Annotated in this window: 22 protein-coding genes; 16 read left to right on the top strand and 6 right to left on the bottom strand. The window is 65.3% G+C overall.

The features are described 5' to 3' along the window. The first annotated feature begins 14 nt into the window (after positions 1-14). From TQ29_RS08980 to hflX, 5 genes are all read left to right on the top strand, one after another. Complete coding sequence (locus tag TQ29_RS08980; protein ID WP_037206752.1) at positions 15-1,421, top strand: sigma-54 dependent transcriptional regulator; 1,407 nt, start codon at positions 15-17, stop codon at positions 1,419-1,421. Between the two features lie 59 nt (positions 1,422-1,480). Continuing rightward, the gene (gene trkA / locus TQ29_RS08975) at positions 1,481-2,857 is read left to right on the top strand and encodes a Trk system potassium transporter TrkA (protein ID WP_037206754.1); all 1,377 of its coding nucleotides are present in this window, start codon (positions 1,481-1,483) and stop codon (positions 2,855-2,857) included. Positions 2,858-2,862: 5 nt separating this feature from the next. Further along, positions 2,863-4,380, top strand: a complete 1,518-nt coding sequence (locus TQ29_RS08970; RefSeq protein ID WP_054538866.1) for a TrkH family potassium uptake protein — start codon at positions 2,863-2,865, stop codon at positions 4,378-4,380. A gap of 137 nt (positions 4,381-4,517) precedes the next feature. Then, positions 4,518-4,751 (top strand): RNA chaperone Hfq, encoded by a 234-nt coding sequence (gene hfq, locus TQ29_RS08965; protein WP_037206760.1) that lies wholly within the window; start codon positions 4,518-4,520, stop codon positions 4,749-4,751. Beyond that, positions 4,751-6,034, top strand: a complete 1,284-nt coding sequence (hflX, locus tag TQ29_RS08960) for a GTPase HflX (protein ID WP_157445556.1) — start codon at positions 4,751-4,753, stop codon at positions 6,032-6,034. Before hfq ends, hflX begins: the two co-directional genes overlap by 1 nt. Here hflX and TQ29_RS08955 read toward each other — a convergent pair. Both TQ29_RS08955 and TQ29_RS08950 read right to left on the bottom strand, forming a co-directional pair. After that, a complete protein-coding gene (locus tag TQ29_RS08955) occupies positions 6,031-6,669 on the bottom strand; it encodes a DUF1638 domain-containing protein (protein WP_054538864.1) in 639 nt (212 codons plus the stop codon). The two genes, hflX and TQ29_RS08955, sit on opposite strands and share 4 nt — an antisense overlap. A 17-nt stretch (positions 6,670-6,686) precedes the next feature. Beyond that, a complete protein-coding gene (locus tag TQ29_RS08950; RefSeq protein ID WP_037206766.1) occupies positions 6,687-7,391 on the bottom strand; it encodes a B12-binding domain-containing protein in 705 nt (234 codons plus the stop codon). Positions 7,392-7,608: 217 nt separating this feature from the next. On the opposite strand from TQ29_RS08950, the gene TQ29_RS08945 reads away from it, so the two are divergent. Next, on the top strand, positions 7,609-8,697 hold the full coding sequence (locus TQ29_RS08945) for a PA0069 family radical SAM protein (protein ID WP_054540385.1): 1,089 nt from the start codon (positions 7,609-7,611) through the stop codon (positions 8,695-8,697). A 15-nt stretch (positions 8,698-8,712) separates the two neighbouring features. On the opposite strand, the gene bmt is transcribed toward TQ29_RS08945, so the two are convergent. The 3 genes from bmt to TQ29_RS08930 all read right to left on the bottom strand — a co-directional run bounded on the left by bmt (position 8,713) and on the right by TQ29_RS08930 (position 12,178). Then, entirely contained in the window at positions 8,713-9,723 is a 1,011-nt protein-coding gene (gene bmt / locus TQ29_RS08940) for a betaine--homocysteine S-methyltransferase (RefSeq protein WP_054538863.1), read from the bottom strand. 102 nt (positions 9,724-9,825) lie between these two features. Beyond that, positions 9,826-11,727 carry a phosphatidylglycerol lysyltransferase domain-containing protein gene (locus TQ29_RS08935; protein WP_082386586.1) on the bottom strand — a complete coding sequence of 634 codons (1,902 nt, stop codon included), beginning with the start codon at positions 11,725-11,727 and terminating at the stop codon, positions 9,826-9,828. Positions 11,728-11,863: 136 nt separating this feature from the next. Continuing rightward, complete coding sequence (locus TQ29_RS08930; RefSeq protein ID WP_037206454.1) at positions 11,864-12,178, bottom strand: DUF1476 domain-containing protein; 315 nt, start codon at positions 12,176-12,178, stop codon at positions 11,864-11,866. A 207-nt stretch (positions 12,179-12,385) separates the two neighbouring features. Here TQ29_RS08930 and purC point away from each other — a divergent pair, with 207 nt between their 5' ends. From purC to TQ29_RS08895, 7 genes are all read left to right on the top strand, one after another. After that, the gene (gene purC / locus TQ29_RS08925; RefSeq protein ID WP_037206456.1) at positions 12,386-13,147 is read left to right on the top strand and encodes a phosphoribosylaminoimidazolesuccinocarboxamide synthase; all 762 of its coding nucleotides are present in this window, start codon (positions 12,386-12,388) and stop codon (positions 13,145-13,147) included. A gap of 151 nt (positions 13,148-13,298) precedes the next feature. Then, complete coding sequence (locus TQ29_RS08920) at positions 13,299-13,922, top strand: hypothetical protein (protein ID WP_054538861.1); 624 nt, start codon at positions 13,299-13,301, stop codon at positions 13,920-13,922. A 124-nt stretch (positions 13,923-14,046) separates the two neighbouring features. Next, positions 14,047-14,286, top strand: a complete 240-nt coding sequence (purS, locus tag TQ29_RS08915) for a phosphoribosylformylglycinamidine synthase subunit PurS (protein WP_037206461.1) — start codon at positions 14,047-14,049, stop codon at positions 14,284-14,286. After that, positions 14,286-14,960 (top strand): phosphoribosylformylglycinamidine synthase subunit PurQ, encoded by a 675-nt coding sequence (gene purQ / locus TQ29_RS08910; protein ID WP_054538860.1) that lies wholly within the window; start codon positions 14,286-14,288, stop codon positions 14,958-14,960. The genes purS and purQ overlap by 1 nt, the downstream gene beginning before the upstream one ends. Before the next feature lie 46 nt (positions 14,961-15,006). Then, on the top strand, positions 15,007-16,770 hold the full coding sequence (locus TQ29_RS08905) for an ATP-binding protein (protein ID WP_037206464.1): 1,764 nt from the start codon (positions 15,007-15,009) through the stop codon (positions 16,768-16,770). Between the two features lie 23 nt (positions 16,771-16,793). After that, complete coding sequence (locus tag TQ29_RS08900) at positions 16,794-18,128, top strand: sigma-54 dependent transcriptional regulator (RefSeq protein ID WP_037206466.1); 1,335 nt, start codon at positions 16,794-16,796, stop codon at positions 18,126-18,128. 397 nt (positions 18,129-18,525) lie between these two features. Continuing rightward, positions 18,526-21,105 (top strand): ribonuclease E/G, encoded by a 2,580-nt coding sequence (locus tag TQ29_RS08895; protein ID WP_054538859.1) that lies wholly within the window; start codon positions 18,526-18,528, stop codon positions 21,103-21,105. A 34-nt stretch (positions 21,106-21,139) separates the two neighbouring features. Here the strand turns inward: TQ29_RS08895 and TQ29_RS08890 are convergent, their stop codons facing one another. After that, positions 21,140-21,370, bottom strand: a complete 231-nt coding sequence (locus TQ29_RS08890; RefSeq protein ID WP_054540384.1) for a sulfurtransferase TusA family protein — start codon at positions 21,368-21,370, stop codon at positions 21,140-21,142. A gap of 107 nt (positions 21,371-21,477) precedes the next feature. Between TQ29_RS08890 and TQ29_RS08885 the strand changes: the two genes are divergently transcribed. The 3 genes from TQ29_RS08885 (at position 21,478) to TQ29_RS08875 (ending at position 24,846) form a co-directional block, all read left to right on the top strand. Continuing rightward, positions 21,478-22,230, top strand: coding sequence for a cytochrome c biogenesis CcdA family protein (locus TQ29_RS08885; RefSeq protein ID WP_054538858.1), 753 nt, complete (start codon positions 21,478-21,480; stop codon positions 22,228-22,230). A 61-nt stretch (positions 22,231-22,291) separates the two neighbouring features. Next, positions 22,292-23,503 (top strand): hypothetical protein, encoded by a 1,212-nt coding sequence (locus tag TQ29_RS08880; RefSeq protein ID WP_054538857.1) that lies wholly within the window; start codon positions 22,292-22,294, stop codon positions 23,501-23,503. After that, on the top strand, positions 23,500-24,846 hold the full coding sequence (locus tag TQ29_RS08875) for a cytochrome P450 (RefSeq protein WP_054538856.1): 1,347 nt from the start codon (positions 23,500-23,502) through the stop codon (positions 24,844-24,846). Before TQ29_RS08880 ends, TQ29_RS08875 begins: the two co-directional genes overlap by 4 nt. Positions 24,847-24,865: the final 19 nt, after the last annotated feature.

Genomic DNA, 24,865 nt, shown 5'->3' with positions numbered 1-24,865 from the left:
GAGGATAGAGCAACATGGGCGACATTCTTATTGTTGATGACGAAAGAGATATTCGAGAACTGATTTCCGACATCCTGCGCGATGAGGGCTACACCACCCGGCTTGCCGGCAACTCGGACAGCTGCATGTCCGAGATCAATTCCGAACCGCCGGCGCTGCTGGTTCTGGATATCTGGCTGAAGGACAGCCGGATGGACGGGATCGACATCCTGACCACGGTCAAGCGCGACAACCCCGATATTCCGATCGTCATCATTTCCGGCCATGGCAATATCGAGATCGCCGTGGCGGCGATCAAGCAGGGCGCCTATGACTTCATCGAGAAGCCGTTCAACATCGACCAGCTTCTGGTGGTCGTGCGCCGCGCGATGGAGGCGTCGCGGCTGCGGCGCGAAAACCTGGATCTGAAGCGGCGCGATGTCGCCTCGTCGCACATGGTCGGGTCCAGCTCGGCCTTCAAGGCGCTGAAATCGAGCCTCGACAAGGTGAACAAATCAAACGGGCGGGTGATGCTGACCGGCCCCGCGGGCAGCGGCAAGGAGGTCGCCGCACGCTATATCCACGCCAATTCGAACCGGGCCTCCGGGCCCTTCGTCAGCGTCAACTCCGCCTCGATCGAACCGGAGCGGATGGAAGAGGTGCTGTTCGGCCGCGAAAGCCCCGACCGCGGCGTGGAGCCGGGGCTTCTGGAACAGGCGCATGGCGGCGTGCTGTTCTTCGACGAGATCGCCGACATGCCGCTTGGCACCCAGTCCAAGATCCTGCGCGTGCTGGTCGATCAGCAATTCACCCGTGTCGGCGGCACCGGCAAGGTGCGGGTGGATATGCGCGTGATCTCCAGCACCACCCGCGATCTGAAGGCCGCGATCGACAAGGGCGCGTTCCGGCAGGAGCTTTACCACCGGCTGAACGTGGTGCCCATTCCGGTGCCCTCGCTGGACGAGCGGCGCGAGGATATACCCGAACTGTCGGCGCATTTCATCGAAGAGTTCAATCGGACCCAGGGCCTGCCGCTGCGGATGATGAGCGAAGAGGCCGAGGCACTGTTGCAGACGATGATGTGGCCGGGCAACGTGCGCCAGCTGAAGAACGTGATCGAACGGGTGCTGATCCTGGGCGACGGCGCCGGGCCGATCGAAACCAGCGAATTGCCGATGCCGGCGGATGAACCCATGGGCGAGGGGCGGCTGGTGATGGCCGGCGCACTGGCCACGCTGCCCCTGCGCGAGGCGCGCGAGCTGTTCGAGCGCGAATACCTGCTGACCCAGATCAACCGTTTCGGCGGCAATATCAGCCGCACCGCCAGTTTCGTGGGGATGGAGCGCTCGGCGCTGCACCGCAAGCTCAAATCGCTGGGCGTTGTCACCACCAACAAGGCGGGCGGGCGCGTGGCCCATGTGGAAAACGAAAGCGAGCTGTGATTGACCGTCTCACCCGGTTCTGCAATGGATGAGGCCAACGTCGCAGCCGGGATGCGGGAATGAAGGTCATCATCTGTGGCGCGGGCCAGGTCGGCTGGCAGATCGCGCGGCATCTAGCCAATGAAAAGAACGACGTCACCGTTGTCGACAGCAACGCCGATCTGGTGCGGCGGGCGACCGACTCGCTGGATGTTCAGGGGGTGGCGGGGTTTGCCTCTTACCCCGATGTGCTGGAAAGGGCCGGGGCCCGCGACGCCGACATGATCATCGCCGCCACCTATTCGGACGAGGTGAACATGGTCACCTGCCAGGTGGCGCATTCGGTGTTCGCGGTGCCGCGCAAGATCGCGCGCCTGCGGGCGCAAAGCTATCTGACGGCGATCTATTCCGATCTTTACCGGCGCGACCACATGCCGATCGACGTGGTGATCAGCCCCGAGCGCGAGGTTTCGGTGGCGGCACTGCAGCGGCTCGCGGCGCCCGCGGCCTTTGACACCGAAAGCTTTCTGGAGGGCAAGGCCCAGCTTCTGGGCATTCTGCTGGATGACGATTGCCCGGTGGTCAACACGCCGTTGCGCCAGCTGACCGATCTGTTTTCCACCCTGCGCGCGCTGGTCGTGGGGGTTCGCCGCGCCGGCACGCTGTTTTCGCCGGAACCGGGTGATCAGCTTTTCCCGGGCGATCAGATCTATGTGTTCTCCCATACCGAAGACGTGAACCGCACGCTGGAAATCTTTGGGAAATCAACGAAAAAGCAGGAACGCGTGGTCATCATCGGCGGCGGCAACGTTGGCCTGAGCGTGGCGCGCGAACTCGAAAGCCGCACCGACCGGGTGCGCGCCAAGGTGATCGAGAAGAACCGGCATCGGGCCGAGATCGCCGCCGACGCGCTGGAACGCACCATCGTGCTGCATGGCGACGGCATGGATATGGCGCTGCTGACCGAGGCCAATATCGACCGCGCCGATGCGGTTCTGGCGGTCACCGACGATGACAAGACCAACCTGCTGGTTGCGGTGCGGGCCAAGGCGGCGGGCTGCCCGATGGCGATCTGCCTGGTCAACGACCCCTCGCTGGTGCCGCTGATGGGCCCGCTCGACATCGACGCCTATATCAACCCGCGCGCCACCACCGTCAGCTCCATCCTGCGCCACATCCGGCACGGGCGGGTGCGCGGCGTCTATTCCATCGGCGATGCCGAGGCCGAGGTGATCGAGGCGCAGGTCCTGTCCACCTCGCCGATCGCGGGCCGCATGATCCGTGAGATCGACTTTCCCGAGGGCGTTCTGGTCGGCGCCATCATGAAGGGCGGCAAGGTGGTGCGGCCCAACGGCGGCACCCGCGTCGACGAGGGCGATGTGATCGCCATCTTCTCGCTCACCTCCGACGTGCCCGAAGTGGAGCGCCTGCTGCAGGTCTCCATCGATTTCTTCTGACGCCGATGCAACGCGTTCTGAACATTCCGCTTCTTGTCATCCTGATGGGGATCGGCGCGCTGGCAATGTTCGTGCCGTTTCTGCACGCGATGGCCCTGCGCGACTGGATGAGCGCGCGCAGCTTCTTCTATTCGGGGCTTGTGTTCTTTTTTCTGGCCACGCTGATCGGCATCGCCACCTATAACGGCCGGGCCCGCAACCTCGCCCGCAGCCACCTGATGGCGCTGCCCATCTGCTTTTTGTGCCTGCCCTTGATGCTGGCCGTGCCGTTTGACGAGGCGGTGCGCGACACCAGCTATCTGAATTCTTATTTCGAAATGGTCTCGAGCCTGACCACCACCGGGGCGACGCTGTTCGACGATCCCGCGCGGCTGGCGCCTTCGGTGCATCTGTGGCGCGCACTTGTGGGCTGGCTGGGCGGGCTTTTCGTCTGGATCACGGCGATCGCCATTCTGGCGCCGATGAACCTCGGCGGGTTCGAGGTGCTGGCCACCGACGGGCTGGGCGGCGGCACCCGGTTCGGGCAGGACAGCGTGCGCCGGACCGATCCGCGCGAACGGCTGATGCGCTATAGCCTGCAACTGCTCCCGATCTATACGGCGCTGACCGGCGTGCTTCTTCTGCTTTTGCTCATTGCCGGCGAGGATCCGTTCGTGGCGCTCTGCCACGCGATGTCGACCCTGGCCACCAGCGGCATTTCCCCCGTCGGCGGGCTGTCGGGGGCGCAGGCCGGGGTGCCGGGCGAGATGTTCATCTTCGCCTTCTTTATCTTCGCCATCTCGCGCCAGAGCTTCGCCCCCGATCAGCGCGGCGAGGGCTGGCGCCGGCTGGCCCGCGATTCCGAATTCCTGATGGCGCTGCTCTGCGTCGCGCTGCTGCCGGCCTTCCTGTTCCTGCGCCACTGGATCGGGGCCTATGACGTGGACGACCAGCAGAATGTCGCCGCCGCGCTCAACGCGCTGTGGGGCAGCATCTTTTCGGTGCTGTCCTTCCTGACAACCACCGGCTTCGTGTCGGCCGACTGGGCCGAGGCGCGCGATTGGTCGGGGTTGCAGACGCCGGGCCTGATCCTGCTGGGGCTGGCGCTGACCGGGGGCGGGGTGGCCACCACCGCCGGAGGGGTAAAGCTTTTGCGGGTCTATGCGCTGTACAAGCACGGGGTGCGCGAGATGGAAAAGCTGATCCACCCGCATTCTGTCGGCGGCGCGGGCGCGCGGGCGCGGCGCATCCGGCGGCAGGGGGCCTATGTGGCCTGGGTATTCTTCATGCTGTTCGCGCTCAGCATCGCGCTGGTCATGACCGCGCTGTCGCTGACGGGTCTGCCGTTCGAGGACGTCACCATCCTGTCGGTGGCCGCGCTGGCAACCACCGGGCCGCTGGCCGAGGTGGCCGGCGAACAGGTCATCCGCTTTGCCGAGCTTGGCACCGCCGGCAAGCTGATCATTTCCGCCGCGATGGTGCTGGGGCGGCTGGAGGCGCTGGCCATCATCGCGCTGCTGAACCCGGAGTTCTGGCGGCAGTAATGCCGCAGCCGCAAAATGTTTGGGCAGACAGGAAGTTTTGGGCTGGAATCTCCTGATTGTGCACTTCATACTTGGCCGCGTATGCGCGGAAGGTCACCCCGAGCCGGGTGTCAATTAAGAAAAAGGCAAGAAAAACAATGGCTGCCGATAAACAGAACCTGCAGGACGCATTTCTGAACCACGTCCGAAAAACAAAGGTTCCGGTGACGATTTTCCTTATCAATGGTGTAAAGCTTCAGGGTGTGATCACCTGGTTTGACAATTTCTGTGTGCTGTTGCGTCGCGACGGCCAGTCGCAGCTTGTTTACAAACATGCGATTTCCACCATCATGCCGGCCCAGCCGATCAACCTGTATGACGGTGAGGAATAATTACGGGCTTCGAAGACCACAGCCCCACGCCCACGCGGGCCTGGGTTCTGCACCCCGAAATCACCTCTGACCGCGCGCGCAGGGCCTCCGGGCCCGCGCTGGAAGAGGCCGTGGCGCTGGCCGCGGCGCTTCCCGGGCTGGAGGTCGTCGGGGCGGAGGTCGTGCGCCTGCCGAAGGCCCGGCCCGGTCTGCTTTTCGGTACTGGCAAGGTCGAGGAGATCGGCGCCAAACTGGCCGCGCAAGAGGTCGGGCTTGTACTCGTCGACGGCCATGTGACCCCGGTACAGCAGCGCAACCTGGAACGGGAATGGAAGGTCAAGCTTCTGGACCGTACCGGGCTGATCCTCGAGATTTTCGCCGATCGCGCCCGCACCCGCGAAGGTGTGCTGCAGGTCGAGCTTGCGGCGCTCTCCTATCAACGAACCCGGCTGGTGCGCGCCTGGACCCATCTGGAACGCCAGCGTGGCGGGCTCGGCTTTGTCGGCGGCCCCGGCGAAACCCAGATCGAGGCAGACAGGCGCGCCATCGACGAGGCGATCACCCGGATCAAGCGTCAGCTCTCCAAGGTTGCCAAAACGCGCGAGTTGCACCGGGCGGCGCGCAAGAAGGTGCCGTTTCCCGTGGTCGCGCTGGTGGGCTATACAAACGCCGGGAAATCCACGCTTTTCAACCGGTTGACCGGGGCGGAGGTGATGGCGAAAGACATGCTTTTCGCCACGCTCGACCCCACGATGCGCGGTGTGGTTCTGCCTTCCGGGCGCAAGATCATCCTGTCCGATACGGTGGGCTTCATCTCCGAGCTGCCGACACAGCTCGTGGCCGCCTTTCGCGCCACGCTGGAAGAGGTGCTCGAGGCTGATCTGATCGTGCATGTGCGCGACATCTCGCATGCCGACAGTGATGAACAGGCCCGCGATGTGGCGTCCATTCTGGGCGAACTGGGCGTCTCGGAAACCACGCCGCTGTTCGAGGTCTGGAACAAGATCGACCGGCTGGACGAAGCCCGCCGCGCGGCCCTGGCCGTGAAGGCGGAGCGTGAGCCCGATATCTTCAGCCTGTCGGCCCTGACAGGCGAGGGGGTCGATACCTTGCTGGCCGCGGTCTCGGCGGCGCTGGATGAAGAAAGGTTCGAACTGGACCTGCATCTGGGCTTCGACGAAGGCAAGCGCAGGGCCTGGCTGTTTCAGCAGGGTGTGGTGGAGAGCGAGGAACAGGTCGAAGACGGCTATCGCCTGCATGTGCGCTGGACCGCGCGGCAGGAAAGCCGGTTCCGCGAGATCTAGGGCCGTGCGACACCGCGCAGGGTGGTTTCCAGATCGCCATAGCCTGTGAACCGGCGCTCATAGCTCAGGCCCAGGCGGGCGGCGCAGTCCCGCGCCCTGGCATCCAGCGCCGGGTCATCAGTCTGCGCCTGATAGACCAGGGTTTCATAATTGCCGAAATACATATCGCGCAGGTCGGGGTGCCGGTCGAGGCCCAGCGGTTTCCAGACGAAGGCGTCAAACTGCCGGACAAGGAAATCGGTCAGGTAAAAGGCCGTCACCTCCGCCCGCTCGGCGAAGGCGGCGTTGCCCTCGAAAAAGGAATAGCAATGCGGCCCTTCGACCATGCCGACGCCCAGCCTGTCACACAGCGCCTTGAGCTGCCCGCCGGTGCCGCAATCGGCATAGACCACGAAGATCTCGTCATATTCGGGGCGGTGGCGGGCGATGGCGGTCTCGACCGCGGGCGTGATCCGCTCTGGGTGGTTGTGCAGGATCGCGGGCAGGCAGATCAGGCTGAGGTGATCCCAGCCATTGGTGCGGATCAGCGCCAGGATCTCATGCGCCAGCGCGCCGCAGGCCAGCAGCAGGATACGCGCCGTCGGGGCCGGAAACGCCGCCCCGTCGGTGGTAAGCTGCTGATCATCTGGCGTCATCCGGCCCCCGGCGCGACCTAGCCGGCCGCCATCTGGTTGTGCTTGCGCGCGATGAAATCCTTGGCGGTTTCCACCGCCACGGCCGCGTCGCGGCAATAGGCATCGGCACCGATCGCCTTGCCGAACTCTTCGTTCAGCGGCGCGCCGCCCACCAGAACGATATAGTCCTGACGCTTGCCCTGTTCCTTCAGCGTGTCGATCACCACCTTCATATAGGGCATGGTGGTCGTCAGCAGGGCCGACATGCCCAGAATATCCGCCTCTTCCCGCTCAAGCGCGGCGATGTAATCCTCGGCCGGGTTGTTGATGCCCAGATCGATGATCTCGAACCCCGCGCCCTCCATCATCATGCCGACAAGGTTCTTGCCGATGTCGTGGATATCGCCCTTCACGGTGCCGATCACCATCTTGCCCATGCGCGGCGCGCCGGTTTCGGCCAGCAGCGGCTTCAGGATCGCCATGCCGCCCTTCATCGCATTGGCCGCCAGCAGCACCTCGGGCACGAACAGGATCCCGTCGCGGAAATCGTTGCCGACAACGGTCATGCCCGCCACCAGCGCCTCTGTCAGCACCTTGTAGGGGGTCCAGCCACGGGCCAGCAGAATGCCCACGCCTTCTTCGATTTCTTCCTTCAGACCGTCATACAGATCGTCATGCATCTGCAGCACCAGTTCCTCATCCGGCAGTTCGGAGAGGATGATTTCGTCTTCTTCTTCAGCCATCTTTGCGTTTCCTCAGATGGGGCGCTGGGGCGCGCCGATTTCCGTCAGGTATTTGATCAAGTTTGAAGCTTTGCCGCGCCGGGGGTTGGCATATTGCGACATGGGCGCCCACGCAACCGACGCGGGCGGCACCGAATGTCCGCCCCGGCACCGGTTTCACCAGGGCAGGGGCGGCGCGGGGCTGGCGGTGCGCCTTCGGATGTTCTATATTCGTTCCATGTCGCCCCATGAATACCAAGACATCCCCGCAGAGCGCCGCAAGGCGCGCGCCGCCGCCACCAACCGGACCGGGCGGTTCGAGCCCTATGCCCGCATCGCGGTCGATGACGGCTGGCCGCGCGACGAGGCGTTGCCGCCGCTGCGCACCGAGCTGAGCCTGGAGCGTCCGCGCAGCGTGATTTCCCGCAACAGCTCGCCCGACCTTCCGTTTGACAGGTCGATCAACCCCTACCGGGGCTGCGAACATGGCTGCATCTATTGCTTCGCGCGGCCCACCCACGCCTGGCTCGGCCTGTCGCCGGGGCTGGATTTCGAAACGCGGCTGGTGGCCCGGCCCACGGCGCCCGAGGTTCTGGCGCGTGAGCTGTCGGCGAAACGCTATCGTCCGCGCACCATCGCCATCGGCACCAATACCGATCCCTATCAGCCGATCGAGAAGGAGCAGCGCATCATGCGGCGCATCCTCGAGGTGCTGCTGGAGTTCCGGCACCCGGTCGGCATTGTCACCAAGGGCGCGCTGATCGAACGGGACATTGACATCCTGCAGGAGATGGCCGCGCTGGGGCTGGTGCGGGTCGGCATTTCCGTCACCTCGCTCGACCGCAAGCTGTCGCGCGCGATGGAGCCGCGCGCGCCCACGCCCGAACGGCGCCTCGCCGTGATCGGCAAGCTGGCCGGCGCGGGGATCGAGGTGCGGGCGATGGTTTCGCCCATCGTGCCCGCCCTGACCGACCATGAGCTGGAGGCGATCCTGGCCCGCGCCGCCGAGGCCGGGGCGCGTGCCGCAAGCTGGATCATGCTGCGCCTGCCGCTGGAGGTGTCGCCGCTGTTTCAGGAGTGGCTGGCCGAGCATTTCCCCGACCGCGCCGCCCGCGTGATGGCGCGGCTGCGCGAGATGCACGGCGGACGCGATTATTCGCCCGAGTGGGGCAAGCGGATGCGGGGCGAGGGGCATTACGCCAAGCTCATCGGCGCGCGCTTTGCCCATGCGGCGAAACGGCTGGGGCTGGATGCGCCCCTGCCGCCGCTCCGCTGCGACCGCTTTCGCGTGCCGCCCCGCGCCGGCGATCAGCTTTCCCTGTTCTGACATGGCTGCGCCGTTTCAGCCCCGCCGGCGGCGGCGGGTGCGCGCGGGGACTTCATCGTCGCCGGTGCCGTCGGAGGCCGAGGAAAAACCGCCGAGCTTTTCGGTGATCTCTTCCAGCGAAGGGCGCGGGCCGCGCGGGCGGGTTTCCAGCGCCTCGCGCATCGCCCTGAGATGCTCGGGCGTGGTGCCGCAGCAGCCGCCGATGATCGTGGCGCCGCAATCGCGGGCCAGAACCGCATAATCGGCCATCAGGGCCGGGGTGCCATCGTAATGAATATGCCCGTCGTGGTATTTCGGGATGCCGGCGTTGCCCTTGGCGATCAGCGGGCGTTCGGTGCCCGAGGCGGCAAAGCCCAGCACCGTGCGCAGCAGGTCGGACGCGCCGACGCCGCAATTGGCGCCGAAGGCCAGCGGCGGGTAGGGCAGCTTTTCCACCATCTCGGCCATCCCGGCCGAGGTGACGCCCATCATCGTGCGGCCTGCGGTGTCAAAGCTCATGGTGCCGCACCAGGGCATTCCCGCCAGCTTGGCGGCCTCTCCGGCGGCCTTGTATTCCTCGGGCGCAGAGATGGTTTCCACCCACAGCACATCGGCGCCGCCCTCTTTCAGCCCCTCGGCCTGTTCGTGAAACATCTCGACCGCCACCGCATAGGTCAGCGCGCCCATCGGCACCATGATCTCGCCGGTCGGCCCGACGGAGCCCGCCACCACGACCGGACGACCGGCGGCATCGGCCACCTCACGGCCCAGTTCGGCGGCGGCGCGATTCAACTCGCGCACCCGGTGCTCGGCGCTGTGCAGTTTCAGGCGCGACGCATTGCCGCCGAACGTATTGGTCAGAAACAGGTCCGATCCGGCATTGACCGCGCCGCGATACAGGGTGCGGATCTTCTCGGGCTCGTCCACGTTCCACAGCTCCGGCGCGTCGCCCGAGCTGAGGCCCATGTTGAACAGGTTGGTGCCGGTGGCGCCATCAGCCAGAAGCCAGTCGCGGGTTTCAAGCAGGCGGGAGAGCGCATCGGGCATTTGTCACGTCCTTTCGGAAACACACAAAGGGCGGTTCAGGCCGCCCATTCGCGCGACAGGTGCCATGATCGCGGCGGTTTCGCAAACTCTTAATGGTCATAATCATCTTGAAGCAGGCGCATATTGGCCCGGCTCGGCGGGCGGGCGCAGGATCTCGCGCGCGATCTCCGCCCCGGCCACGGCCAGCGCCAGACGAGAGGGCGCGGCGATATAAAGCGTTTCCCACTCCGGCGCGAAGGCGGATTTGAACTGGCGCAGGCCGGCGGGCGCCAGCCGGTGCCGCAAACGGGCCAGCACCGCGCTGGCCAGCGGCCCGTCGTAGGGGACGGCCGCCAGAGACAGGCGCGGGCAGCCCTCGGCCGCCGCCCGCGCGATGGCGGCCGCGATCAGCGCGTGCATCGTGCCGTCTGGCGCATCGCCGCGCTGGCGCATCAGATCCAGCGTCTGTTCGCGCGCGCCGACGTGAAAGCTGGCAAAGCCGATCAGATCATCGCCGATCCAGGCCAGAAAGACCCGCTGCCGGGCAAGGTGACGGGGGCAGAACATACCCATCGAAAAGCCGCGCGCGCCGCCGTTTTCCGCGCACCACGCGGCGTTGACCGCCCGCATCCGTGCGATCGGCAGGTGGCGCGGCGCCTCGATCCGCAGCCCGGCCTGCTCGGCCTTGCGCAGCTTGCGCCGCAACTGCCGGCAACCCGGCGCCTGCACCGCGAAGGACGCGGGCACAAGACGGGCCTCGCGCGCGATCGGCAGGGCGGCGAAGCCGCGCCGGCGCGCCACCGCAGCCATCCTCGCGCTGCATTTGTAGAGGCAGGGCGCGCGATAGGCGGCGCGGGCATGGGTGATCAGCCTGTCCAGCGCCGGGCCATGATCGCCCAAGAGCGGCTCGCCCAGCGCGACCAGGGTTTGCCCGGTCCGGGCGATCACCCATTCGGGTCGGTCGCGCCCGTCGGCCAGAAGCCGCTTGTCGCCCTGATAGGCAAGCTGCGCCTCGGCCCGCGGCGCGTTGAACAGGGTGCCGCGCTGGCCCTGCGTCAGGCTCTGGGGCGTCAGGGGCCGGCCGGGCTTGTCGCGCTCGCCCTCCGCCACCCGGCCGCGCGCGCAGGCGGCGGCGCCAAGGCAGGAGGGCAGGGCGTAATAGACCGCGCGCCAGACCAGAACCCCGCCCAGCAGCGCGGCATTGTCCGCCTGCGGCAGCAGCGCCAGCAGCGTCACCTCGAACGGGCCGACGCCGCCGGGGGTGCCCGACAACAGCCCGGCGCCGAGCGCAATCAGAAAGGCGGGCAGAAACAGAGCGAAACCGGGGGCGGTGCCCGGCGGCAGCACGGCATAAAGCGCGGCGCCGGCGGCCAGGCAATCAAGCGCCGTCAGCGCCAGCAGCGTGCCCATCGCCCGCAGGCTGGGAAGCCGAAGCGCCCGCCCGAACAGCACCAGCCGCGGCGCGCAGAGCGAGAGCATGACCGCGCCGGCCGCAGCGGCCAGCACGCCCCATTGGAACGGCCCCAGCCAGGCCACCGGCGCGGGCCGAACCACCAGAACCAGCGCCGTGAACACCGCCCAGCCAGCCAGGAAAGAGGCGGCCACCAACGCCGAAAGCCGCGCCGCGCCCGCCGATCCCAATCCGGGCAGCATCCGCCAGCGCACCAGCGTGCCGCTGACGATGCCAAAGCCCAGCGTCTGGCTGACCGCGATCGCCGATGCCCCGCTCAGCCGGGCCGCGCGGGCGGGCACGCCAGTGCCCAGAAGCCCGTGCAACAGCCCGTCATATCGGGCCACCGCCCAGAAGCTGAGCGCGGTGGCCAGCATCGCCTGCGCCCACTGGCCGGCCGAAATGGCGCGCAGGCCCTGCATCACCTCGGCCCGGTCGATCCCGCTCAGCCGGTCCTGCATCACCAGAACGAAAAGCCCGGCAATGATCAGCGGCGCCGCCCGCCGCAGCAGGGTTTTGCCGCCGCGCAGCGGCCCGTTCGCAGTGATTTGCATGCCCGAGGCATCTGTCGGCATGGTCCCTCCACCCGTCTGTGATCGCGCAGGGGTAGCGCGGCAGATCCGCAGATCGGCTTAACAGTTCGAATTTTGCGCAAAAATAAACGCGCCCGGAGCGGCCGGGCGCGTTACAACTGCGATCCGCCGTGGCGGATCAGAGTTCGGTCATGAGCTGCGCCTTGGCTTCGGCCAGAACCTCGACCATCCGGGTGCGGATGGTGCGCTCATCGGCCTTGTCGCCCAGATCGCCGGCCACCTTGCGGAACACGTCTTCATGGCCGGCTTCTTCGAAATCGGCCTTGACCACGGATTTGGCATATTCCGCGGCCTCTTCGCCGGACAAGCCCATCAGTTCGGCGGCCCACAGGCCCAGCAGCTTGTTTGCGCGCGCCTGCGCCTTGAACTTCATTTCTTCGTCATGGGCGAACTTGTTCTCAAACGCGTTTTCGCGATCGTCGAAGGTGGTCATCGGCCTTGGTCCTCCAGAATCCTGTCGCGCCGGTTTTAAGGTATCGCGGCGGCGCTGCCTAGGGGCCGTGGGCGCTACCATCGGACCAAAACCCCGCTGAATCGTCGCAATTCCGGGCCGCCTTGCCCTGAGGGCGGCCTTGGCATAAGAGAAATGAAAATGCGGGCGGGGCATTGCGGCCCATCGCGCCCGAAGATCGGAGTTTCCATGGCACGGCGCAAAAAAATCTACGAAGGCAAGGCGAAGATCCTTTACGAAGGCCCAGAGCCCGGCACCCTCGTGCAGTATTTCAAGGATGATGCCACCGCGTTCAACGCCGAGAAGAAGGCGACGATCGAAGGCAAGGGCGTGCTGAACAACCGGCTGAGCGAATATTTCATGACCGGGCTCAACGCGATCGGCGTGCCGACCCATTTCATCAAGCGGATCAACATGCGCGAACAGCTGATCCGCGCGGTCGAGATCATTCCGCTGGAAATCATCGTGCGCAATTTCGCCGCCGGCTCCATGGCCAAGCGGCTGGGGCTGGAGGAGGGGGCGGCGCTGCCGCGGCCGATCGTCGAGTTTTCCTACAAGGACGACAAGCTGGGCGACCCGCTGGTGCCCGAGGAATACATCATTGCCTTCGGCTGGGCCTCGCAGCAGGACATGGACGATATCGTCGCGCTGGCGCTGCGGGTGAACGACTTCCTGTCGGGGGTCATGTATGGCGTCGGCATCAAGCTGGTGGATTTCAAGATCGAGATCGGGCGCGTCTATGACGGCGATTACATGCGCCTCGTGGTGGCCGACGAGATCAGCCCCGACAGCTGCCGGCTGTGGGACATCAAGACCGGCCAGAAACTCGACAAGGACGTGTTCCGCCGCGATCTGGGCAATCTGACCGACGCCTATACCGAAGTGGCCCGGCGCCTGGGCGTGTTGCCGTCGAACGTCACCCACGCGACGAAACCGACACTGATCAACTAAAACACGAAACTTTCTGTTTCCCTCGCGGCAACAGTGGTTTCTATTAACATGTATTAACTTTGTGCCAGGAAGACGGCATGATGTTGCGATTGGCATATCGCAATTGGCGTTTTGTTTCAGGCGCGCATGAAGAGTATGAGGAGGTAATTCAATGACACTGCTAAAGACACTTGCTGCCTCGGCGGCATTCTCCCTCTGTGCGGCCGCGGCTTCGGCCACGGTCGTGGATATGATCGGTGATCAGGATTTCGCCGATGGCACGGCACCGCTTTGGGTCACGGATTTCGAAGCCGCGTCTGCCGGCGATCCGGCACCGTTCAACATCTTCGTGGGCTCCGATCCGTTCCGCACCTTCGGTTCGGTCGAATACAGCCACGCGTTTTCGCTGAATAGCGCGGCGCCGGTGTCCGCTTCGATCGAGATCGGTATTTTCGATCACGATTCGCCCGCGTTCAACCCGGTCGATACGCTCGACATCTATTTTGACGGCATCCTGCAGGATGATACGGTGTGGCGGGGCGCCTCGGGCGCGCTGCCCAGCGCGGTGACGGTGCGCAGCATGTTCGTCGATCCCGCATTGCTGAGCGACGGGCTGCTCGAGGTCGGTATCTTCGCAGTGGCAACCGGCGACCGCCGGTTCCGGGGCAACGGCATCGGCGTCGATTTCTCGAAGCTGACGATCAACACCGCCGCGGTTCCGCTGCCGGCCGGCGCGCCGCTTCTGATCGGGGCGCTGGGGCTGCTGGGCTTCGTGCGCAAGCGCCGGCGCGGCTGATTGCGGCCCGAAGACGAGGTTGCCCGCGCCCCACAAGGCGCGGGTTTCTTTTTGCGTGGCTCTTGCCGGAGGGCGGGCAGACAAGTATTCAGCCGGTGAACAGAGTCACCAAGGGGGCAGGCCGATGAAGGCGCGCGTACAAGTCATGCTGAAACAGGGCGTTCTGGATCCGCAGGGCGAGGCAGTGCGCCACGCGCTGGAGACCCTCGGCTTCGACGGGGTGGAAAGCGTGCGCCAGGGCAAGGTGATCGAGCTGGAACTGGCCGAGACCGACGCGGGCAAGGCCGAGGCCACCGTCACCGATATGTGCGAAAAGCTGCTGGCGAACACGGTGATCGAAAGCTACGCGGTGGAGATCGCCTGATGCGCGCCGCGGTCATTCAGTTCCCCGGCTCCAACTGCGACCGCGACATGGCCGTTGCCTTGGATCAGGTCGCGGGCAATGCCCAGACGCGGATCGTCTGGCACAAGGAAACCAGCCTGCCCGAAGGGCTGGATCTGGTGGCCATCCCCGGCGGGTTCTCCTTTGGCGATTACCTGCGCTGCGGCGCGATCGCCGCGCGCTCTCCGATTGCCCGCGCGATCGTCGATTTCGCCAATCGGGGCGGCTATGTGCTGGGGGTCTGCAACGGCTTTCAGGTGCTGACCGAAACCGGCCTGCTGCCCGGCGCGCTGCTGCGCAACGCGGGGCTGAAATACATCTGCAAGACCGTGCCGCTGCAGGTGGAAACCACCGACAGCGCCTTTTCCGCAGGCTATGAGGCGAAACAGCGGATCAACATTCCGATCGCCCATCATGACGGCAACTACACCGCCGATGCGCAAACGGTCGCGAGATTGCAGGCCGAAGACCGGGTGGCCCTCACCTATCTCGACAATCCCAACGGCTCTGTCGCAGATATCGCCGGTGTGCTGAGCGAAAACCGGCGGGTGCTGGGGATGATGCCCCACCCCGAGCGGATCGCCGATCCGGCGCTCGGCGGCACTGACGGTGCGGCGCTTTTTCGCGCACTTGCCAACAGGATGGCGCCGGCCTGAGCCGCGGGCGCTTGTTCGCGCCTGCCGCGATGCATAAACTCTGTGCATGTCAGAGACCGGCAAACCGACAGAACAAAAGATGCTGAAAAGCGGAAAAGGTTGGCGCGTGCGCGCCATTCTGATCGGGTTTTTCCTGTTTGCCGTCGCGCTCGTCTGGATCACCAACACCTGGCTGACCGAACGGTTCACCGCCGCGACCCGCAACCGGGCCGAGGTACGGCTGGCGCTTTATTCCGGCAACGTGCTGTCAGAGCTGCAGCGCGCCTCTGTCGTGCCGCTGCTCCTGTCGCGTGACCCGACGCTGATCGGGGCGCTGAACTCCAACGATTTTTCGCAAAGTTCGCAGCGCCTGATTTCCTATCTGGAGGAGATCGGCGCCGCCTCGATGATGCTGCTGGATGCCTCGGGGCGGGTGGTATCGGCCACGGATCGTTCACTTCTGGGCGCCAATCTGCGCGGCGCACATTTCTTTGTTGAGGCGTTGCGCGCCAATGACACGGTTTTCACCGCCGAGCAGAATGAAACCGGGGTGATGGATTTCACCTATTCGCGCCGCGTGATCAGCGAGCGCGAGAATGTGGGCGTCATCGCCGTGGCCGTCGATCTGGCCAAGTTCGAACAAAGCTGGGCCGGCATTTCCGACGCGGTGATGATCACCGACAGCGAAGGCCGGATCATTCTTGCGACCGAACCGCGCTGGCGCGGCCGCACCGTCGAAGAGGCGCTGGCCGCGCAATCGGCCAATTCCGCCATCCGCCGCGCGATCCAGGCCACCGCCGACTGGGCCGCGCTGCCGGCCGATGCCTATATCCTCGGCGAGGCGGTGATGCGCAACGAGGCCCGCATCCCGTTTCAGGGCTGGCGGCTGGTCAGTTTCACCACCTATTCGTCGATCCGCGAACGGGTGAACGGCGTTCTGTCGCTGGAGATCATGGGATTCGCCCTGTTGCTGGCGGTCGGTTTCTACCTGATCTCGCGGCGGGCCCAGTCTCGCTCGGCGTTCTTTCAGATGGAATCGGCGGAGTTGCGCGCATTGAACATGCGGCTGCAGCGGGAAATCGCCGAACGTGAAAAGGCCGAAAAGAACCTCGAAGTGGCCGAACAGACGCTGGCCCAAAGCTCCAAGCTGGCGGCGCTGGGAGAGATGTCGGCCGCCGTCAGCCATGAACTGAACCAGCCGCTGGCGGCGATGAAAACCTATCTGGCCGGCGCGCGCCTGTTGCTGCAGCGCAAGCGCAACGAAGAGGCGCTGGCCTCGTTCCTGCGGATCGACGATCTGATCGAGCGGATGGGCTCGATCACCCGCCAGCTCAAGAGCTACGCGCGCAAGGGCGGCGACCGGGTGGAAGCGATTGATTTCAAGATATGTATCGGATCGGCCCTGGCGATGATGGAGCCGCAGCTCAAGCGCCGCAAGGTGACCATCACCCGCACATTGCCGCCGCAGCCGGTGATGGTGATGGTCGATCGGGTGCGGCTGGAACAGGTGATCATCAACCTGCTGCGCAACGCGCTCGACGCCACCAAGATGGCCGACGATCCGCAGATCGACCTGATCCTGTCGTCGGGCGAAACCGCCACGCTGACGGTGCGCGACAACGGCCACGGGATCGACGATCTGGAATCGCTGTTCGAGCCGTTTTACACCACCAAGCAGCCGGGCGACGGTGTCGGCCTGGGGCTTGCAATTTCATCGGGCATAATAAACGACCTTGGCGGTCGTCTGACCGCGCTGAACGCGCCGTCGGGCGGCGCGGTATTCGAGGTACAACTGCCCATCCTGAGTGACGAGGTCGAGGCAGCGGAATGAACAGAAGAAACGAAGGAAGTGCGATGAGCCGCGGAATCAGGATCGCCATCGTGGACGATGAGCAGGACATGCGCCAATCGATCAGCCAGTGGCTGGCGCTGTCGGGGTTCGATACCGAAACCTACCCTTCGGCCGAAGAGGCGCTGAAGGTGATCGGAACCGATTTTCCGGGGATCGTGGTATCGGACATCCGCATGCCGGGAATGGATGGCATGGCCTTTCTCAAGCGGCTGATGAGCCTCGACAGCAACCTGCCGGTGATCATGATCACCGGCCATGGTGACGTGCCGATGGCGGTCGAGGCGATGCGCGTGGGCGCCTATGACTTTCTGGAAAAGCCGTTCAACCCCGACCGCATGACCGAACTGGCCAAGCGTGCCGCCCATAACCGGCGGATGACGCTCGACAACCGCGCCCTGCGGCGCGAGCTGTCGGATGGCAAGGTGCTGATGAAGAAACTCATCGGCTCGTCGCCGCTGATGGAGCGGCTGCGCGAGGATATCCTGGATCTGGGCCAGGCCGACGGTCATGTGCTGATCGACGGCGAGACAGGCACCGGCAAGACGCTGGTGTCGCACGCGCTGCACGCGGTCGGCCCGCGCGCCGGGCGGAAGTTCGTGCAGGTTTCCTGCGCGGCGTTGTCAGAGCGTGACCTGGCCACCCGGATGTTCGGCCCGATGGAAGAGGGCGGCGAGCTGCCGCTGGTCGAAGAGGCGCGCGGCGGCACATTGTGTCTGGAGGATATCGAGGCGCTGCCGCACACGCTGCAGGCGCGTCTGGTGACCTTTCTGAACGATCAGGGATCGCCGCCCGAAACCCGTATCATCGCCGTGTCGAACCTGCAGGAGCAGGGCAAGACCTGCGAGGACGTGCTGCGCCCCGATCTGTTCTTCCGGCTGGCGGCGATGCGGATCACCCTGCCGCCGCTGCGCGCGCGCGGCGAGGACATCCTGACGCTGTTCACCCGGCTGAGCGAACAGTTCGCCGAGGAATACGGCTGCGCCGCCCCCGAGGTCAGCGCGCAGGAGGCCGCGCAGCTTTTGCAGGCGCCCTGGCCGGGCAACGTGCGCCAGCTGATCAACGTGGCCGAGCGCGCCGTGCTGCAAAGCCGCCGCGGCTCGGGCACCATCGCCTCGCTTCTGATGAGCAACGATGAGGATGACGCGCAGCCGGTGATGACCACCGAAGGCAAGCCGCTGAAGGAATACGTGGAAGCCTTCGAACGGATGCTGATCGACAACACCATGCGGCGGCACCGGGGCTCTATCGTCAACGTGATGGAAGAGCTTTGCCTGCCGCGCCGCACCCTGAACGAGAAGATGGCGAAATACGGGCTGAGCCGGTCTGATTACCTTTGATTGGCCGTGTCGGGAAAAAGACCATTGTCTTTGCATGTATTCCGCCGCTAAGGTCGTAAAACGTCAGGTTGTTCCTATATTACAGCCTGACGATGTTCAGTTTCGCTGTTTTCGCGCGGCCCCGGCAGAAAGTCCGGCACCGGAGCGAGGCCAGACCGATCGGTCCCACGGACCACAAGATTGCCCCCCGATGCGGGCGGGTATTAACCAACGGATGCCAATACAGGCATCGGAGACAAACCGCGATGGAACGCGTGAGCACGGACAGGCATACAGCAGGCAGGCACGTCGCCGCCCGTAAAACCGCCGTCGCACACCCCCACGCCCAAACAAGACACCACCCGCAACGTCCGGCCCCTTCGGGGCAGGGGCGTTTGCCGCGGTGCAAAGAGACACAATGGCTAAGAAAATGCTTATCGACGCCACCCACGCGGAAGAATGCCGCGTTGTGGTGGTTGACGGAACCAGGGTTGACGAATTCGATTTCGAAAGCGTCAACAAGCGCCAGCTTGCTGGCAACATCTATCTGGCAAAGGTAACACGGGTCGAACCCTCGCTTCAGGCGGCCTTTGTCGATTACGGCGGAAACCGGCATGGTTTCCTTGCCTTTTCCGAGGTTCACCCGGATTACTATCAGATCCCGGTCGCCGACCGCGAGGCGCTGCTCGCCGAGGAACGCGCCTATGCCGCGTCGCTCGAAGAGGAAGACGAAAAACCGGCCAAGGCGAAATCCTCCAGCCGCTCGCGTTCGCGTTCGCGGTCACGCTCCAAGCCCAAGGCGGCAGAGGCGAAAAACGGGGATGCGGTGGAAACCCGCGAGGTTTCCGAGGCGATCCCCGGAATGGATGTGGTCGATCTTGGCGATGACAGCGACGAGGCGCTGCCGCTGACCGGTGACGCCGCGATGGCAGATGCCCCCGAAGCCGAACAGGCTTCGCCGCCGCAGCCGTCGGCCGGACAGGCCGCGGAGGACCCTTCCGATGCGACGGCCAAGGGCGATGACAGCGACGCCGGCGATGATGAAGACAACGGCGATGACAGCGAAGATGATCGCTCCGACGCGTCGGAGCGCGATTCCGACATCGAGTCGGTCGCCGATGAGGATGTCAGCGAAGAGATCCGCCAGCCGCGCAAGCCGCGCCCCAAACGCTACAAGATCCAGGAAGTCATCAAGGTCCGCCAGATTCTTCTGGTGCAGGTCGTCAAGGAGGAGCGCGGCAACAAGGGCGCGGCCCTGACCACCTATCTGAGCCTCGCCGGGCGCTATTGCGTGCTGATGCCCAACACCGCGCGTGGCGGCGGCATCAGCCGCAAGATCACCAACGCGGCCGACCGCAAGAAGCTCAAGGAAATCGCGGGCGAGATCGAGGTGCCGGAAGGCGCCGGCCTGATCATCCGCACCGCGGGCGCCAACCGCACCAAATCGGAAATCAAGCGCGATTACGAATATCTGCAGCGCCTGTGGGAGCAGATCCGCGAGCTGACGCTGAAATCCGTCGCGCCCGCGCCGATCTATGAAGAAGGCAACCTGATCAAGCGCACGATCCGCGATCTCTACAGCCGCGAGATCGACGAGGTTCTGGTGGAGGGCGAGGCCGGCTATCGCGTCGCCAAGGACTTCATGAAGATGATCATGCCGTCCCACGCCAAGAACGTGAAGCACTACACCGACCCGATGCCGCTGTTCGCGCGGTATCAGGTGGAAAGCTATCTGTCGTCGATGTTCAACCCGACGGTGCAGCTCAGGTCCGGCGGTTATATCGTGATCGGCATCACCGAGGCGCTGGTGGCGGTGGATGTGAACTCGGGCCGCGCCACCAAGGAAGGCTCGATCGAGGAAACCGCGCTGAAGACCAACCTGGAGGCCGCCGAAGAGGTGGCGCGCCAGATGCGTCTGCGCGACCTTGCCGGGCTGATCGTGATCGATTTCATCGACATGGAAGAGCGCAAGAACAACGCCGCCGTCGAGAAGAAGCTGAAAGACAAGCTCAAGACCGATCGCGCCCGCATTCAGGTGGGCCGCATTTCGGGCTTCGGCCTTCTGGAAATGTCGCGCCAGCGTCTGCGCCCCGGCATGCTCGAGGCGACGACACAGCCATGCCCGGCCTGCCACGGCACCGGCCTGATCCGCTCGGATGACAATCTGGCGCTGTCGATCCTGCGCCAGCTGGAAGAAGAGGGCGTGCGCGGCCGCTCCAAAGAGGTGTTGCTGAAGGCGCCTGTGGGCATCGTCAACTATCTGATGAACCAGAAGCGCGAGCATATCGCACAGATCGAGGCGCGCTATGGCATCGCCGTGCGGGTCGAGGCCGACCCGTTCCTGATTTCGCCCGATTTCTCGATCGAGCGGTTCAAGACCGCCACGCGCCATGTGGCCGAGGTGGCGACGCAGGCGATTTCGATCGACATGTCGGATATGCCCGAGGCTGAAGAGCCCGAGCAGGAACCCGAAGTCGAAAGCGTGGCAGAAGAGGCGGCGCCCGAAGAGGCCACCACCGAAGAGACGCAGGCGCCCAAGAAACGCCGCCGCCGCCGCCGGCGCAAGAAAAGCGGATCGTCGAATGGCGATCAGCAGAACGGTGATCAGCAGAATGGTGATCAGAACGGTGATCAGGCGGTGACGGGCGAAGCGCAGGCCGAAACGCCGGTTGCGGCGCCGGAAGCGCCCGCGCAGATCGAAGAGATGACCCCGGCCGCGCCGGAGGCTATCACCGAAGAAACCCCGACCGAGGCAGAGATTGCCGCCCCGGTTCAGGCCGAGGCGGAAGAAGCGCAGCCGGTGCCGGTGGCCGAAGAGCCGCAACCGCAGGCTATGCCGGAACCCGAGCCCGAGGTTGAACCAGCGCCGCAGGCCGAGGCTGAGCCAGAGCCGGTCGCAACCGCGCCGGAACCCGAGCCCGAGCCCGAACTGACGGCGGATGCGCCCGAAGAGGATGACAAGCCCAAGAAGCGCGGCTGGTGGTCGCTTCGCAGCTGACGTGATGAAACGCCGGGCCCTGTGCCCGGCGTTTTCATTTTCCCCGGCGGATCAGGTGAACCTGCGCCCCGGCATCTTCCCGAACCCCCAGATGCTCATGCCCTGCCTCGGCGCAGAAATGGGGCATGTCGATCAGCGCCATTGGATCATCCGCGCAGATCCGCAGCACCTCGCCCGGCGCCATCGCCACCAGCCGCTTTCGCGCCTTCAGCACGGGCAGGGGGCATTTCAGCCCCAGCGCGTCGATTTCCGCATCCCAGTTCATGGCCATCGCATCTAGGCGCGATGTGACAGCATGTCCACGCTATTGTGAGTGCGCACGGCGTGACCTTGCCCGCGCCTTTCGATATGTCGGGGACGAAGGGGACGGGAATGTTCGGAATAGAGATTATCGACGCGGGGTTGATCCCCGCCATGATCGTGGCGCTGATGGCCGGGCTGCTGAGCTTTCTCAGCCCCTGCGTGCTGCCGATCGTACCGCCCTATCTGGCCTATATGAGCGGGATCACCATGGGCGAGCTGAGCGAGGTTGCCAGCGCCCGCCGCCGCGCGCTGTTGTCGGCCGTGTTTTTCGTTCTGGGCCTGTCCACGGTGTTCCTGTTCCTGGGCTTCACGGCTTCGGCCTTCGGCGCGTTCTTTCTGCAGAACCAGAATTACTTCAACATCTTCGCCGGCATCGTTGTGATGATTTTCGGCGCGCATTTCGTTGGCGCGATCCGCATTCCGTTTCTGGAACGCGAGGCGCGGATGGATGCGGGCGACACCGGCGGATCGGCCTTCGGCGCCTATCTGCTGGGTCTCGCCTTCGCCTTCGGCTGGACCCCCTGCATCGGCCCGCAGCTTGGCGCGATCCTGTCGATGGCGGCGAGCGAGGCCAACGTGGCGCGTGGCACGCTGCTGCTGGCGGTCTATGCGGCGGGGCTGGGCATTCCATTCCTGCTGGTCGCGGCCTTCTTCCCGCGGCTGACCGGGGTCATGGGCTGGATGAAACGGCATATGGAACAGATCGAGCGGATCATGGGCCTGCTGCTGTGGACGATCGGTCTGCTGATGCTCACGGGCGGTTTCTCGTCCTTCTCCTATTGGCTGCTGGAAACCTTCCCGGCGTTGGCCACGATCGGCTAGCCGGCTTACTTTCGCCGGCTTCGGGCGCTATGCTGGCGCGAAACGGGCACGAGCGGGGAAGATGACGGAAACTGTGCAGCAGCGGGTGCGGCGCCGCCGGGTGTTCTATATCCCCGGCTACGATCCGATTCATCCCCGCCGCTACCGCGAGCTCTACCGCAAGGAAGGCCGGGCACAGGCGAAGATCTCCGGCTACGACCTTGCACTGACACCGAAAACCGGCGGCGGCGCCTATGGCTGGCACGCGGTGGGGCGAATCGAGGGCGCGCAGGTCGAAAGCGATATCGACGTGCTGGTCTGGTCCGATATCGTGCGCGGCTCGATGGCGCAGGGCATCTGGGCCACCTACGGCCAGCTTTTGCGCACCGTGTGGGTCTATGTGGCATCCGGCGCGCTGTTCGGGCTGATGCGGCTGCGCAAGGGGCCTGTCATAGCCGCGCTCTACCCGATCCTGATGCTGCTTGGCCAACTGGCGCTGGCGCTGCTGGCCGCGCGTCTTCTGGGGGCGTTTCTGGCGCTCAGCGGCTTGCCCCTGATCGGCTGGCTGGGGCTGGGCATCATTTGGCCGGTGCTGGATCGGTTCCGCCGCGCCGACAACCGGCTGTTCGCCTATTACCTGATGCATGACTATGCCTATTCGGCCCGCTGGAACGGCGCCAACCCGCCCGAGCTCGAGACGCGGATGGCCGCGTTCCGCAAGACCATCGCCGCCGCGCTGAACGATGACGTGGACGAGGTGCTGGTGGTCGGGCATTCCTCGGGCGCGCATCTGGCGGTGTCGATTCTGGCCGATCTGATCCGGGGCGGGCCGCTGCCCGACGAAGGCCCGGCGCTGTCATTCCTGTCGCTGGGGCAGGTGGTGCCGATGGTGTCTTTCCTGCCGGGGGCCGGCCGGTTACGCGCCGATCTGCATTTCCTGTCGGCACGGAAAGAACTGACCTGGGTCGATGTCACGGCCCCCGGCGATGGCTGCTCTTTCGCCCTGTGCGATCCGGTGGCGGTGACGGGCGTCGCCCCCGACAATCAGCGCTGGCCGCTGGTAATCTCGGCCGCCTTCACCCAGACGCTCAGCCCCGCGCGGTGGAAGGCGCTGCGCTGGCGGTTCTTCCGGCTGCATTTTCAGTATCTGTGCGCCTTCGACCGGCCCGGAGATTACGATTACTTCCGCATCACCGCCGGGTCGCTGACACTGGGTACGCGCTATGCGGGCCGCGCCCCGTCAAAAAGCATGATCGCGCGGCCGGCTTCGCGCTATCGGTCGATGGCGGCATGACGACCCCGCCCAAACCCGCCAGCCGGCCGGAGCGGGTCGGGCTGCTGCGTTACCTGCGCCTCTTTCGGCGCGATATCCTGTCGGCTCAGCCCGCCAGGCTCTACCGCGCAAAGATGGCCGAATTCCGCACGCCGTTCTTCAGGTCTTATCTCATCAACCAGCCCGATCTTGTTGATCTTGTTCTGAAAGAACGCCCCATGGATTTCCCGAAATCCGGGCGGGTCGGCGAGGGGTTGCGGCCCTTGCTGGGCGATTCCGTGTTTCTGACCAACGGGGCCGACTGGCAGCGCCAGCGCCGCATCATTGATCCCGCGTTCGAGGGCGGGCGCCTGCGCGACACATTCCCCGCGATGGTCGCGGCGGGCAAGGCGGCCTCGGCCCGGTTGTCCGAAGGGGTGACGGAGATCGAGGCGCAGACCAGCCACGCGGCGGCGGATGTGATCTTTCGCACGCTGTTCTCGATCCCGATCGAGCATGAGGTCGCGGCGCAGGTCTTCACCCGGTTTCGTGATTATCAGCGCAGCCAGCCGGTGCTGAACCTCGCCGCCTTTGTGCCGCTGCCCGGCTGGATGCCCCGGTTTCACCGTTCCCGCACCAAGGCCAGCGCCCGGGCTATCCGCGCCCTGATCACGCGCCTGACGGCGGACCGCGCCGCCGCGATCGCCGCCGGAACCGCGCCCGACGATCTGGCCACCAAGATCATGACGACCGCCGACCCCGAAACCGGGCGGCGCTTCGGCACCGGGGAAATGGTCGATCAGGTGGCGATCTTCTTTCTGGCCGGGCATGAAACATCGGCCTCGGCCCTGGCCTGGGCGCTGTATCTTCTGGCGCTCTACCCCGACGCGCAGGAGCGGGTGGCGGCAGAGGCCACCGCCCTTGGCGAGAACCCGGCGTTTTCAGATATCTCCAAGCTGACGTTCACCCGGGATGTGTTCCGCGAGGCGCTGCGCCTTTACCCACCGGTGCCGATGATGGTGCGGCAGGCCACGCGCGGCGAACGGTTTCGCAACCGTGATGTCGCGCCCGGCAGCCAGATCGTGATTTCGCCCTGGCACCTGCACCGGCATGCGCTGTTGTGGGACCGGCCCGATGCGTTCGACCCCGGCCGCTATGGCACCGAGGCGGGCCGGGCCTGCCTCCGGGCGGCCTATATTCCGTTCTCGACCGGGCCGCGCGTCTGCCCCGGCGCGGGGTTCGCGATGCTGGAAGGGCCGCTGTTGCTGGCGCTGCTGCTGAAGGACTGGCGCCTCGAACCGGTGCAGGGCCGCGCCCCGGTGCCGGTCGCGCATCTGACGGTACGCGCGAAGGATGGCATCTGGCTGCGCCTTCACCGGCGGTAGGCCGCGCGCCTTTCGGTGT

The organism is Actibacterium sp. EMB200-NS6 (assembly GCF_001305615.1).
Lineage (GTDB): Bacteria > Pseudomonadota > Alphaproteobacteria > Rhodobacterales > Rhodobacteraceae > Actibacterium_A > Actibacterium_A naphthalenivorans.
This window is presented reverse-complemented; position numbering and strand designations above follow the sequence as displayed.